Annotated in this window: 13 protein-coding genes and 3 pseudogenes; 9 read left to right on the top strand and 7 right to left on the bottom strand. The window is 70.9% G+C overall.

Features of this window, described 5'->3' with window-relative positions; all coding sequences use genetic code 11:
- Positions 1 to 47 precede the first annotated feature (47 nt).
- On the bottom strand, positions 48 to 278 hold the full coding sequence (locus GWK61_RS47415) for a hypothetical protein (RefSeq protein WP_194919728.1): 231 nt from the start codon (positions 276 to 278) through the stop codon (positions 48 to 50).
- Between the two features lie 195 nt (positions 279 to 473).
- Here GWK61_RS47415 and GWK61_RS47410 point away from each other — a divergent pair, with 195 nt between their 5' ends.
- The gene (locus GWK61_RS47410) at positions 474 to 1,469 is read left to right on the top strand and encodes a ricin-type beta-trefoil lectin domain protein (RefSeq protein ID WP_194919726.1); all 996 of its coding nucleotides are present in this window, start codon (positions 474 to 476) and stop codon (positions 1,467 to 1,469) included.
- 28 nt (positions 1,470 to 1,497) lie between these two features.
- Here the strand turns inward: GWK61_RS47410 and GWK61_RS47405 are convergent, their stop codons facing one another.
- Positions 1,498 to 2,280, bottom strand: coding sequence for a LysR family substrate-binding domain-containing protein (locus GWK61_RS47405; RefSeq protein WP_194919725.1), 783 nt, complete (start codon positions 2,278 to 2,280; stop codon positions 1,498 to 1,500).
- 77 nt (positions 2,281 to 2,357) lie between these two features.
- Here GWK61_RS47405 and GWK61_RS47400 point away from each other — a divergent pair, with 77 nt between their 5' ends.
- Positions 2,358 to 2,840 (top strand): DUF5997 family protein, encoded by a 483-nt coding sequence (locus tag GWK61_RS47400; RefSeq protein WP_228564121.1) that lies wholly within the window; start codon positions 2,358 to 2,360, stop codon positions 2,838 to 2,840.
- A gap of 35 nt (positions 2,841 to 2,875) precedes the next feature.
- On the opposite strand, the gene GWK61_RS47395 is transcribed toward GWK61_RS47400, so the two are convergent.
- On the bottom strand, positions 2,876 to 3,979 hold the full coding sequence (locus GWK61_RS47395; RefSeq protein WP_194919722.1) for an Rv2578c family radical SAM protein: 1,104 nt from the start codon (positions 3,977 to 3,979) through the stop codon (positions 2,876 to 2,878).
- Positions 3,980 to 4,041: 62 nt separating this feature from the next.
- Complete coding sequence (locus GWK61_RS47390) at positions 4,042 to 4,197, bottom strand: VOC family protein (protein WP_194919720.1); 156 nt, start codon at positions 4,195 to 4,197, stop codon at positions 4,042 to 4,044.
- 104 nt (positions 4,198 to 4,301) lie between these two features.
- On the opposite strand from GWK61_RS47390, the gene GWK61_RS47385 reads away from it, so the two are divergent.
- The 3 genes from GWK61_RS47385 (at position 4,302) to GWK61_RS47375 (ending at position 5,992) form a co-directional block, all read left to right on the top strand.
- Positions 4,302 to 4,562, top strand: a complete 261-nt coding sequence (locus tag GWK61_RS47385; RefSeq protein WP_323748081.1) for a helix-turn-helix transcriptional regulator — start codon at positions 4,302 to 4,304, stop codon at positions 4,560 to 4,562.
- Positions 4,563 to 4,797: 235 nt separating this feature from the next.
- On the top strand, positions 4,798 to 5,733 hold the full coding sequence (locus GWK61_RS47380) for a DNA-3-methyladenine glycosylase family protein (protein WP_228564120.1): 936 nt from the start codon (positions 4,798 to 4,800) through the stop codon (positions 5,731 to 5,733).
- Positions 5,705 to 5,992 (top strand): cupin domain-containing protein, encoded by a 288-nt coding sequence (locus GWK61_RS47375; protein WP_194919716.1) that lies wholly within the window; start codon positions 5,705 to 5,707, stop codon positions 5,990 to 5,992. The genes GWK61_RS47380 and GWK61_RS47375 overlap by 29 nt, the downstream gene beginning before the upstream one ends.
- A 67-nt stretch (positions 5,993 to 6,059) precedes the next feature.
- On the opposite strand, the gene GWK61_RS47370 is transcribed toward GWK61_RS47375, so the two are convergent.
- From GWK61_RS47370 to GWK61_RS61190, 3 genes and pseudogenes are all read right to left on the bottom strand, one after another.
- Positions 6,060 to 6,824: a class F sortase gene (locus GWK61_RS47370; protein WP_194919714.1), complete on the bottom strand. Its 765-nt coding sequence runs from the start codon at positions 6,822 to 6,824 to the stop codon at positions 6,060 to 6,062.
- Complete coding sequence (locus tag GWK61_RS47365) at positions 6,793 to 7,341, bottom strand: hypothetical protein (protein ID WP_194919712.1); 549 nt, start codon at positions 7,339 to 7,341, stop codon at positions 6,793 to 6,795. Before GWK61_RS47365 ends, GWK61_RS47370 begins: the two co-directional genes overlap by 32 nt.
- A gap of 290 nt (positions 7,342 to 7,631) precedes the next feature.
- Positions 7,632 to 7,883 (bottom strand): annotated as a pseudogene (locus GWK61_RS61190) (alpha/beta fold hydrolase); the annotation flags it as partial.
- A gap of 253 nt (positions 7,884 to 8,136) precedes the next feature.
- On the opposite strand from GWK61_RS61190, the gene GWK61_RS47355 reads away from it, so the two are divergent.
- From GWK61_RS47355 to GWK61_RS47340, 4 genes and pseudogenes are all read left to right on the top strand, one after another.
- Complete coding sequence (locus GWK61_RS47355) at positions 8,137 to 9,333, top strand: aminotransferase class V-fold PLP-dependent enzyme (protein WP_228564118.1); 1,197 nt, start codon at positions 8,137 to 8,139, stop codon at positions 9,331 to 9,333.
- Positions 9,334 to 9,767: 434 nt separating this feature from the next.
- Positions 9,768 to 10,187 (top strand): annotated as a pseudogene (locus tag GWK61_RS47350) (ABC transporter permease subunit); the annotation flags it as partial.
- 17 nt (positions 10,188 to 10,204) lie between these two features.
- A pseudogene (locus GWK61_RS61635) lies at positions 10,205 to 11,560 on the top strand (ABC transporter ATP-binding protein).
- Between the two features lie 204 nt (positions 11,561 to 11,764).
- Positions 11,765 to 11,944, top strand: a 180-nt coding sequence (locus GWK61_RS47340; protein WP_194919707.1) for a hypothetical protein, incomplete at its 3' end; no start/stop codon positions are given.

Here is an 11,944-nt window from a genome sequence, read left to right as displayed (position 1 = left end):
GGGTCGGGGCTGGTTCGGGGCTGGTCAGAGCTTGCCGGGCGCCGCTCTCAGCGCGGCGCCGGGTCCTGTTCGACCAGCTCCACGAACTCGAACACCGCGGCCTGCCCGGTGCCGATGGTGATGTGCTCGTCCGCGTAGCGCCACAGCCCCACGCCGCCCTCGCACGGCACCCTCATCTCCGGAACTGCCTCGGTCGTGGTCACGACGCGGTTGTCCGTGCGCACCCCGAGTGGCTCGGGCCCGCCCTGCAAGTAGACGACGTACACCATCGCGATCACCGCCTCGACTCCAGCAGACCACGACGGGCGGCACTGTGCACCTCGATCCGCCACCTGTACGCCAGGCGTTCGTCCGGCCGTCGCGCCACGGTCGGCTTCAGCGGTTTCGCAGGCCGTGAACCTTAGACTTGATATCAGAACACATAGTCAATGGCTTACCAGACCGGCCCGCGCCGTCGAGAGGACAGGTGGAACGTGCGCGTCCCCCGACCGAGCGTCCCGGCGCCGGCCCTGGCACTGGCGTTGGCGTTGGCTCTGACCACGACCCTGTGTACGGCCCTGACCTCCACCCTCGCCGCGGCTCCGGCCCGGGCGTTCTCCCTCCCCGCCGACGGCGGCTCGCACCGCTCACCCCACACCCTCGGCCTGACCTACGCCACGGTCCCGGCCTCCACGCTGCTGTGCGCGAAGGTCGCGGCCAAGGCCGGATACTCCTTCAACCGCACCGTCGCCACCTCGCTCGGGCAGGAACCGCAGATCGTCGTCGCGATCGCGGTGGCCATGGCCGAATCCAGCTGCAACCCCAGCGCCGTGAACATCAATTCCGGCGGCTCGGAGGACCGCGGTCTGTGGCAGATGAACAGCGTCTACCACTCCGAGGTCTCCAAAGCCTGTGCCTTCCAGATCCAGTGCAACGCCAACGCCGCCTGGAGGGTCTCCAACCACGGCGCCGACTGGAATCCATGGAGCGCCTACGCCAACGGCTCCTGGCGGTCCTTCGTCGGCGACGCCCGGGCCGCGATCTCCGGCGGCTTCAGCTTCCAACTCGCGAACTCCGGCGGCCGCACCTGCCTGGACGCCGATCGCGGCAACCATGCCGACGGGGCCCCGATCCGGCAGTGGGTCTGCAACGCCGGTGACGCCTACCAGCAGTGGACCGTCGTCTCGTCAGCCGTCGGTGCGTTGCCGATTCTGCGCAACGTCGGCGCTGGCACCTGCTTGGACTGGGACGGGTCCAAGGTCGGCAACGGCCAGCCGATCTTCCAGTCGAGCTGTGACTCGGCCGACGGCGGCCAGCAGTTCTCGTTCGTCGGCGGCGGCCAGATGAACACCGACGGTTCGGCCCAGGCGTTGATGCAGAACAGCCACGACGGCACCTGCGTGGACGCCGACCGGACCGACCATGCCGACGGTGCGCCGATTCGGCAGTGGACGTGCAACGGGAGCGACGGCTTCCAGATGTGGAACTGAGTCGGCAGTCCTGGCGCTGTCGGCGCTGCTACTTGTGGCGCCGGGGCTTGGCGGAGTTGGCGGACCTGGCGGTTTTCGCGGTCCTCGCAGCCTTCGCGCTCTTGTTGCTCACGGCCGACTTCGCGGAGTTCGCCGACTTGGCCGTCTTCGCAGTCTTCCCTGTCTTCCCGGTCTTCGCCGCCGCAGCCGCCTCCTGCGCGCCGCGTCCCCGCGAGCTGTTCACCGTCCGCCCGCGCACGATCCCGATGAACTCCTCGACCAGGTCGCTCGTCCCGCCCTCCGGCCAGGACAGCGCGACCTGCGATTCCGGCACGCCGGTCATCGTCCGGTAGGTGAGGTCCTTGCGGTGGTGCAGGCGGGCCAGCGACTGCGGCACCAGCAGCACCCCGATCCCGGCCGCCACCAGCTCGATCGCGTCGGCGGTGGTCTCCGGCCGGGAGATCGCGGGCCGGCCCGGCAGCGTCTCCCACTCCAGGCAGTCGTCCATCGGATGCAGCACGATGTAGTCGCCGAGGTCCTCGGGGGTCACTTCCTCGGCCGCCGTCAGCTCGTGGTCCTTGGGCACGACGACCACGGTGGTCTCGGCGTAGAGCGGGATCGCGCTGAGCCGGTCCCGGTCCACCGGCAGCCGCACCAGCCCGGCGTCGGCCTGGGCGTCGACCAGCGTCGTCCGGGCTTCGGCCGCCGTCACCGCCACCAGCTCCAACGGCACCTGGGGCAGCCTCTCACCCCACGTCCGCACCCATTTCGCGGGCGTCACGCCGGGAACGTAGGCGAGCCGGAAGGTCGGGGTCGGAACGGTGCCTGTCACTCGGCCAGGGTACCCGCCGTGATCGGTATCCCCCGGTGCGATCACCGGCCGCGTCCGGCTCGATTAGGGTTGGACCCATGACGTCGCAGAAGTCCCCCCAGACGATGAAGCCCGCGACAGCGGCGAAGAAGCTGGGCGTATACCTTGAGGCCACCCCCGAAGAGTTCCAGGAGGGGGTCGTCTCCCGCGACGAGCTCGACGCGCTCCAGGCCGACCCGCCGGAGTGGCTCCGCGACCTGCGGCGTGACGGACCGCATCCGCGCCCCGTGGTCGCCGCGAAGCTCGGGATCTCGATCTCCGGGCTGGCGCGCGGCGGTCTCACCGAGCCGCTGACCAGCGCGCAGATCGAGGCGCTGCGGGCCGACATGCCCGAGTGGCTGCGCACCGAGCGGTCGATCCAGGCCGAGGTCCGGCGCGAGGCGGTGCGGGTCAAGGACAAGAAGGCCGCCGAGGAGAAGAAGGCTGCGAACAAGGCGGCGGCTCCGCCTCCGAAGCGTGCGGCCCCGGCCAAGCCCGGGAAGCGTGCGGCCGCCAAGCCCGCTTCGCGCCGGGGGCGCTGATCTTCTGAAGCACTGAGTCCCACCGACGTCGATGGTCAGCTCGGACTGAGCTCGTCGTCGTCCCACAGCGCGGGTTGGCTTTCGACGGCCCGCGCTGGGGGCTTGCCCCCCGCCTTCCGGAAGGTGGGAGGTTGCTCTTCCCCGGCCGGTTTCGGGCGGTTCAGCCCGTACGCCTTCGCGAACTCGCGCACCGCGGACGTGATCCGGTCCTGATACCACGACGGGGCGTACGAACCGTTGCGGTACAACGCGCGGTAGCGGGGGACCAGGCTCGGGTAGGTGGCTTGCAGCCACTCGTAGTACCACTCGCGGGCCCCGCTGCGTAAGTGCAGCACGATCGGGGTCACCGAGCGCGCCCCGGCTTCGGCGATCGCCGCGACCGTCGCGCGCAGCTGCTCGGGGGAGTCGGTGAGGAACGGCAGGATCGGCGCCATCAGCACCGAGCACCCCAGGCCGGCGTCGGCGAGCGTGCGCACGGCGTCCAGGCGGCGTGCGGGGCTCGGCGTCCCGGCCTCGACCGTGCGCCAGACGCTCTCGTCGATCGAGCCGACGGACATCGCCAACCCCACCGACACGTCCTGCGCCGCCGCCTGCAACAGCGGGAGGTCGCGCAACATCAGCGTGCCCTTGGTCAGGATCGAGAACGGCGTCCCGGACCGGGCCAGCGCCTCGATGATGCCCGGCATGAGCTGGTACCAGCCCTCGGCGCGCTGGTAGCAGTCGACGTTGGTGCCCATCGCCACGTGCTCCTGCTGCCAGGACGGCCGCGCCAGCTCCCGCCGCAGTACCTCGGGTGCGTTCACCTTGACGACGATGCGCGTGTCGAAGTCGAGGCCGGCGTCGAAGTCCAGGTAGGTGTGCGTCTTGCGGGCGAAGCAGTAGACGCAGCGGTGTCCGCACCCGCGGTAGGGGTTGATGGTCCAGCCGAACATCGGCGACTCGCCCGGCACCTTGTTCAGGACGGACTTCGCGCGTACCTCGTAGAACATCGCGCCCCGGAAGCCTGGCGTGTCGAAGGTGCGGACGACGGTGTCGGACGCCGCGAACAGCCCGACTTGCACGGGTTGCGTGCGCCCAGGGCTGTTGTCTTCTTCCGTCGGATCGGTGTTTCCGCTGATCAGCTGGCCGGACCATCTCATGCGGCCCACTATAGAACGAATGTTCGATCAATGGGGAGGGGGTGCTCTGGCTCACGAGCTGGTCAGGGCTCTGCGTTCCAGGCTTTGTGGACGAATTCCAGGCGGTTGCCGTCGAAGTCGGCGACGTTGGCGGCGTAGTAGCCCGGGGCGAAGTGCGTCCGGTCGGCGGGACCGCCCTCGTCCAGGCCGCCGGCGCAGCCAGATGCTGGATCCGACACCAGTGCCCGAGACGTAGGTGGCATCGCCGATGCCGAAAAGGTCGGGGACGATGTCGGGGCCCGCGGTGGCGTCGTAGTTCCCGAACGCGCGCCAGCCCAGGACCGTGCCGGAACTGGCACAGCTCAGCACCATGTCACGTGCGTCCTTCGCCCGGAACTTCGAGCGCGTGCTCGGACAGACGCCGATGCAGTACCTCACCGACTGGCGCCTGACCCTGGCCCGCGAGTACCTGCTGGCCGACGAACTCACCCTGGAACAGATCGCGCGCCGCACGGGATACAGCTCACCGAACGCCTTCGCCGCGACGTTCCGCCGCCACGTCGGACTGCCGCCCGGCCGCTGGCGCCGGGAGGTCTCTCCGTGACGACGCGGCGGCATCGGCCTTGAGCGGCCTTGAGCGGCCTTGAGTGCCCTTCAGCGGCCTTGAGCGGTGCGGCCGCTCCGGCGGGCTTCGCCCCCGGCACCGCGCCGTGCGACGTCGCCCCCGGCACCGTGCCGCGCGACGTTCACCCTGGTGGCGCCGAGCGGCGGTGGCGCCGTACGGGAGGCTGTAGGACAGTAAGCGTCCCGCGACGACCGCCAGCCGAGGAGCCTGTGCCGTGTCCCACCCGGCCGTGGAGCACCCAGCGGACCGCACCGTGCACTGGCAGCCGGCGTTCCCTGTGAACGCCCGGCTCACCCTGTCGAGCCTGCGGCACGGCCTTCGCGACCCGACCTACCGCGTCGAGCCGGACGGCACGGTGTGGCGCGCCGCGCTGACCGGCACGGGAGCCGTCACGTACCGCATCCGCCAGCACCGCCTGGACGACCTGGTCATCGAGGCCTGGGGCCCCGGCGCCGCCGAACTCGCCGACGGCATCCGCGACGAACTCGGCGCCCACGACCACCCCGAGCGCTTCCAACCGGAGCACCCCCTCCTGCGCGCCGCACGCCGCCGCCTGCCAGGCCTGCGCGTACCGGCCACAGGACGCCTGTTCGAGGCAGCGGTCCCGGCCATCATCGAACAGCGCGTCGTCGGCAAGGACGCCACCGCCGGCTGGACCCGCCTGATCAAGATCCACGGCACCCCCGCCCCCGCCGCGGGACCGGCCCCGGCGGGCATGCGCGTCCCCCCGACCCCCGCGGCATGGGAGCAGATCCCCAGTTGGGACTGGCGCCAGGCAGGCATCGACCACCAGCGTTCGCGCACTGTCATCCTCACGGCGCGCCAGGCATCCCGCCTCGACCAGGCAGCAGCCGACCCCGAGGAGGCCTACCGTCTGCTGGCGGCGATACCCGGCATCGGCATCTGGACCGCAGCGCAAGTCGGCCACCGCGCCCTCGGCGACGCCGACGCACTGCCCCTAGGCGACTACCACCTGGGCCGCATGACCGGCATGGCACTACTCGGCCGCCCCCTGGCCGACGACGAGGTGGAGGCCTTCTACGAGCAGTGGCGCCCGCACCGCTACCGCGTCTGCCGCCTGCTGGAGCTCACGCCGGGCGCCGCGCCACGTCGCGCTCCGCGTGCACCGCGGAATCGGCCGATGCGCTGAGGCGGGGCTCTTCATCCTGCACGGCACGGTGGAGCTCTTCGACGGCGAGAAGTGGATCGACGCGCGCCAGGGCGACTTCCTCTACGTCCCGACCGGCGGCCTGCACGCGTTCAAGAACGAGTCCGGCCAGCAGGCGTCAATGCTGCTGCTGTTTGCCCCCGGCGCACCGCGCGAGGGCTACTTCGAGGGGCTGCTCGAAGGCATCGCCGACGACCAGCGCGCCGAGTTCATGTTGAAGCACGACACGTACTGGGTCTGATCGCCGAGCCGATCGGGCGACGACTCGCCAGCCGGCCGCGCGAGAAAGCCGTCGGCCAACCGCGCCGCTAGCTCCCGCCCGCCAGTCCCCGCGCCGCCGTCAAATGCGCGAACACCACCACGTTCCCCAAGTACTCGTAGCGCCGCTTGTCGAACCCCGCCCCACACGTGATGACCCGCAGCTCGGCGCGCGCCGCGTCGCCGTACACCTTGTCGTTCGGGAACGCCCGGGCGTCGTACGCCTGCACCGCGTCGACCGTGAAGACCGCCGTCACCCCGTCGGCCCGGTCGACGTCCACCTCCGCCCCGGGCTTCAGCGCGCCGAGCCCGTAGAACACCGCAGGGCCCTGATCATTGTCGACGTGCCCTGCGATCACCGCCGTCCCGATCTCGCCGGGCGACGCCCCCTCCCCGTACCACCCCGCGAGGTTCCGGTCCTGCTCCGGCGGCGCCGCCAGGCGCCCCGTGGAGTCCAAAGCAAGGGACATCAACGGCGCGTTGACGCTGATCGCCGGGATACGCACGCGCGTCGGCGTCGCCGGCTCAAGAATCGGCGGCGCGTCCATCGGCTGGAACTTGCCGACGTCGAACGCCGGCGCTGCCACCGCTGCCGAAGCCGGACCAGCAGCCTTCGGGAACCCCTGCGCAGCCGTCGGCTGAGGAGGCGGAGTCGGGGTACGCAGACTGTCGGCCACCATCACGACGCCGACGCACAGCCCCAGCGAGACCACCGACGCGGTCAGGACACCACGCGCCGAGATCCCACGCCGAGCCTTCGCTGTGCCGCTGTCGCCGACGCCATCACCACGCCGCCGCGCATCTCCGTACTCCATCGCGCATCTCCCGCAGAGGTCCAGCAACCACCACAGCCTCAGCGCGCCCCGAACCAACACCCGAGGCGCGCTCGACCACATACCGCCGATTTATCGATATGCCGACACCACCGGCCAGCTCGCCGCCGTTCACGCCCTGGCTCGTGCTGCCCACACCGGTGCGCATCGCCCCGCGCGGGTGGCGGCGGTGGTCGCGGTCCCGGTCCCAGCCGTGGTCCCGGTCGCCCTTGCACACCTTCTCGGCCGTCGCGATCGCCGCCTTGGCCTTGCCCATCAGGTCGCGCAGGTTCTCCTCCTCGGCGGTGCCGGGGTGCCCGCCGGCGGCGACCTGCTCCTTCAGGTCCGCGGCCGCGGCGTTGAAGTCGTGCTTCGCCTTCTCCGCGGCCGAGATCGCGCTCCAGCAGGTGCCCTTGCCGTCCTGCGGGGCGGCGGTCGCGGCGTGGGCCGCCGGAGCGGTCAGGACGAGGCCCGCGGTCAGCACGGCGGCGGCGGTCACGGTGGTCTTGATCGAGCGCATCTGTCAGCCCTTTCGTCCACGGGCCGCGACGCCTGCTGCGCCGCTGCTGGATCCCCGTGTCACGAAACAGGCAATAGCCGCTCATCGGACAGATGATGCGTGAAGTCTGATGATCGAACTCGTAGACAGGTACCTTAAAGCCCAGAGAAACAGCAGGTCGGGAAGCTCTTTCAGGGGATCTTAAGGTTCGACGATCCCGGCACCCGAACGGGTGAAACGCCACGCCACGCCACGACACGCCACGACACGCCACGACCCGAGTCAGTCAGAACCCTGTCGCGCAGAACGCCTCACGCCTCCCGCAGCTGCCGGAAGAACGCCCGAACATCCCCGACCAACAACTCCGGCACCTCCATCGCCGCGAAGTGCCCACCCCGCTCGAACTCCGTCCACCGCACCAGGTTGTTGCTCCGCTCGGCCAGGTGTCGCAGAACGATGAGGTTCTCCGCCGGAAAGCACGCCAACCCCGTCGGCGTCCGCGAAGGCTCCGGCGCCGAGCCCCAGTCCCCGCCCTGCACGCCGTACCGCTCGTACCCCAGCCGACGCATCAGCTCGGCGAACGCCTTCGCCACCCGCGGCGTGGCGTCCGGCTCGGGGGAGCGCAGGTGCGAAGTGCACGGTCGCACCGTCGATCGTGGTCAGGTACTGCGGCCCACTGATTCAGCCGCCAACTCGTCTGGCCACCGGATCCCCGAGGCCTACCTGGAGGATCTGCCTGATCATCAAAGATCGTTCCGACCGTCGATACAAGTCGATACAAATCGTTCCGCCCGGCGGTCCGATAATCTCAGATCCATGATCGATATGACCAGGGTCCTGGCGGACACTCCGGGAGCGGCCAAGCAGGTCTTCCTGAACAGCGCCGGCAGCTCGCTGCCGCCGGCGCCGGTCCTGCAGGAGGTGATCGGCCACCTGCGGCGCGAGGCCGAGATCGGCGGCTACGAGGCGCTGGACGAGCGGGAGGCCGACCTCGAAGCCGGCTACGCGGTCTTCGCCGAGCTGCTGGGCTGCCGCCCCGACCAGGTTGCCTTCACCGACAGCGCGACGCGCTCCTGGCTGGCGGCGTTCGACGCGGTCCCGCTGGCCGCCGGCGACCGGATCCTGGTCGGCGAGCTCGAGTACGGCGGCAACGCCATCCCGCTGCTGATGCGCGCCCAGGCCGTCGGCGTGTCGGTCGAGCTGGTGCCCAGCGACGCCGACGGCACGTTCTCCGCCGACGCGCTGGCCGACCTGCTCGACGAGCGCGTCAAGCTGGTGTCGGTGGTCCAGGTCCCGACCAACGGCGGCGCGGTCGCCGACGTCCGCCGCGTCAGCGACGCCGCCCACGCCGCCGGCGCCCTGGTCCTGCTCGACGCCTGCCAGGCCGTCGGCCAACTGGCGGTCGACGCCGAAGCCCTGGACGTCGACATCCTCACCGGCACCGGCCGCAAGTGGCTGCGCGGCCCCCGCGGCACCGGCTTCCTCGTGGTCCGCGACCGCGCGAAGGCCGTCCTGCGCCCCAAACTCGCCGACCTGCAGGGCGGCACCTGGACCGGCCCCGACACCTACACGCTGCGCGACGACGCGCGCGTCTACGAACTCTGGGAGAACGACACCGCCGCTCGCCTCGGCCTGATCGCCGCCGCACGCTACCTGCTGGACCTCGGCCCCGCGGCGGTGGAACAGGAGGTCACACAGCGCAGCACGTACCTACGCGCAGGACTGGCCGCGATCCCCGGCGTGACCGTGCACGACCTCGGCGTCCGCAAGAGCGGCCTGGTCACCTTCAGCATCGCCGGCCTCGAAGCCACCGAGGTCCAGGCCGCGCTGGCCCGACGCGACGTCGCGGTGAGCGTTTCGCGGCGCTCGTCGACGTACTACGACATGGCCCGGCGCGGGCTGACGGAGGTGGTGCGCGCCTCGCCGCACTACTTCGTGACCGAGGCACAGCTGGACGCCGCGCTCGGCGCTGTCGGTGCCGTCGCCGAGGCGGCTCGGAAAGCCGCCGACTAGCTGCCGACTAGAAGACCCCGTGAGCAGGCTGTTTGCATTCCGTGCGGAATCAACTTCTGTTCATCCTTCCGCCGCGCCCACGTTCCGAATCGCTCCGGCGTGGCCAAACGAGCGTGGAATCATGAACCCGTCCCGGCCGCTGACGGCGGTCGGTCGGGTCTGCGCGGAGGTGGTCGATGGCGTCGTGGGGGCAGTTCCCGTCCAGCGGGGTCTGGAGGCGTCCGGCGTTCCGCTGGGTCGACGCCGTGGTGCTCGTCGGCGTCGCCGTGCTGCTGTCAGGCTGACGCCGGTGGCGATGAAGAACGCGGTCGCGAACGGGAACAGCAGGTTCGCCGGGAAGCCGACTGCAGGATGTCCAGGAGCGGGATCAGCACCTTCGAGGCGCGGGGCAGGCGCGCGGCGGCGGTGGAGTAGACGAAGGTGAACACGACCGAAACTTCGGCGGCATCCTGCTGATGGCGCTGGGCGCGCAGTGGTACATCCTGTTCAACGTCATCGCCGGCGCCAGCGCCGTCCCCTCCGATCTGCGCGAGGCGATGCGGCTGATGGGAGTCAGCGGATGGCTGCGCTGGAAGCGGTTCATCCTGCCGGCGATCTTCCCGGCGTACGTGACCGGCGGCATCACCGCCGCCGGCGGGGCCTGGAACGCCTCGATCGTCGCCGAGATCGTCGACTACGGCAAACACCACCTGGAAGCCGCGGGCCTGGGCGCCTACATCGCCAAGGCCTCCGCGTCCGGGGACTTCCCCGAGGTGCTGATCGGCGTGGTCGTGATGAGCGTTTACGTGGTCGGACTGAACCGGCTGTGGTGGCGGCGCCTGTACGCCCTGGCCGAGGCGAGGTATTCCCTGTGAGCGCGAAGGAGCCGGCCGTGACCGAGAGGGTCCCGCACGCCGCCGACACCGTCATCGTCGAGGCCGAACGCGTCACCAAGACCTTCACCACCCCCGACGGCCACGCGCTGCCGGTCCTCGACGGCGTCTCCCTGACGCTGCGCGAGGGCGAGATCGTCGCGCTGCTCGGCAAGTCCGGCTCCGGCAAGTCCACGCTGCTGCGCTGCATCGCCGGCCTGATCGCCCCCTCCTCGGGCAGCGTGGAGTACCGCGGCGAGCCGCTGAACGGCGCCAACCCCGGCGTGGCGATGGTGTTCCAGTCCTTCGCGCTGCTGCCGTGGCTGACCGTGCAGCAGAATGTGGAGCTGGCGATGCAGGCGCGCGACGTCCCCGAGGCTGAGCGCCGCGACAAGGCCCTGCGCGCCATCGACCTGATCGGCCTGGACGGCTTCGAGTCCGCGTACCCCAAGGAGCTCTCCGGCGGCATGCGCCAGCGCGTCGGCTTCGCCCGCGCCCTGGCCGTCGAGCCCGACGCGCTCCTGATGGACGAGCCCTTCTCCGCCCTGGACGTCCTCACCGCCGCCAACCTGCGCGGCGAGCTGACGAAGATGTGAGAGAGCCGCGAGTTCCCCACCAAAGCGGTACTGATCGTCACCCACAACATCGACGAGGCGGTCCAGCTCGCCGACCGCATCCTGGTCCTGTCCTCGAACCCGGGCCGCATCCTGGCCGAGCTGCGCGTGGACCTGCCCCGCCCCCGCGACAAGCGCGACCCCGGCTACGAGGAACTGGTCGACACCGTTTACGACATCCTCACCGGCCGCGAGTCCGCCCTGGAGAAGGCCGAGGTGGTGGCGCCGGCCGCCGTCGCCGCCCTGACCCCGATCGACCTGCCGCTGCCCGAGGCCTCGGTCGGCGGACTGTCCGGCCTGCTGGAGATCCTCGACGCCCGCAGCGGCCGCGACGGCCTGGCCGAGATCGCCGAGGACCTGAACTTCGAGGTCGACGACCTGCTGCCGCTGGTCGACGCCGCCGTGCTGCTGACCATGGCCACGGTCGCCGGCTCCGACATCGAGATCACCGACGAGGGCCGGACCTTCGTGGTCTCTCCCACCGACCCGGCCAAGGCCCAGTTCGCCGGACTCGTGGTCCGCCACGCCCCGCTGGTCGGCGCGATCGTCAAGGCCCTGCGGGCGGCCAAGGACGGGTCGCTGCGCGAGGGGTTCTTCCTCGACCTGCTGCGCCGCGGCTTCTCCGAGGACGAGGCCCGGCGGCAGCTGGACACCGCCATCGCCTGGGGCCGCTGGGCCGAGCTGTTCGCCTACGACGCCGAACGCGGCGAGCTGATCCTGGAGGCGCCGGAGCCGGTGGTGACCGGGGGATCAAGACTCTGATTCGGTCGGGACGAGCCCGCGCTTCGAGCGCAGTCTGTAACGTCTGTAGCCCGTCTGGAGAAATCCTGAAGCGGCGCAGCGGACTCTGGAAACATGACGGTTACTGCGACTGGGACGACGACGGCGCCGGGCTCAGCGGGCTCACCTAACTCAGAGGGCTCACCCAGCTCGCCGAGCTCCCGGGGCCGCGTCCGCATCGCGATCGTGAGCCCCGACATCCTGGCCCGCATCCGGCAGGAGTTCGCCAGCAAGGGCCTGGCCGTCAGCATCGACCGGCTGCCCGCCCTGGAACTCACCGTCCAGCCCGGCCCCGGCGCACCCCCGGCCGCCGCCGCCCTCGCCGACGTCCTGAGCCGCCTGGCCGGCCCGGCGGCGCACAAAGCC

The organism is Catenulispora rubra, from assembly GCF_015356825.1.
In the GTDB taxonomy this organism is placed as follows: Bacteria; Actinomycetota; Actinomycetes; order Streptomycetales; family Catenulisporaceae; genus Catenulispora; species Catenulispora rubra.
Note: the sequence above shows the minus strand (reverse complement) of the source record. Positions and strands in the feature narration are given on the sequence as shown.

Bases quoted from the DNA above. Each gene is read 5' to 3' on its own strand.
- GWK61_RS47355 (WP_228564118.1), top strand. From the start codon at position 8,137: ATGATCGATATGACCAGGGTCCTGGCGGACACTCCGGGAGCGGCCAAG.
- GWK61_RS47365 (WP_194919712.1), bottom strand. From the start codon at position 7,341: ATGCGCTCGATCAAGACCACCGTGACCGCCGCCGCCGTGCTGACCGCG.
- GWK61_RS47370 (WP_194919714.1), bottom strand. From the start codon at position 6,824: ATGGAGTACGGAGATGCGCGGCGGCGTGGTGATGGCGTCGGCGACAGC.
- GWK61_RS47400 (WP_228564121.1), top strand. From the start codon at position 2,358: ATGACGTCGCAGAAGTCCCCCCAGACGATGAAGCCCGCGACAGCGGCG.
- GWK61_RS47395 (WP_194919722.1), bottom strand. From the start codon at position 3,979: ATGAGATGGTCCGGCCAGCTGATCAGCGGAAACACCGATCCGACGGAA.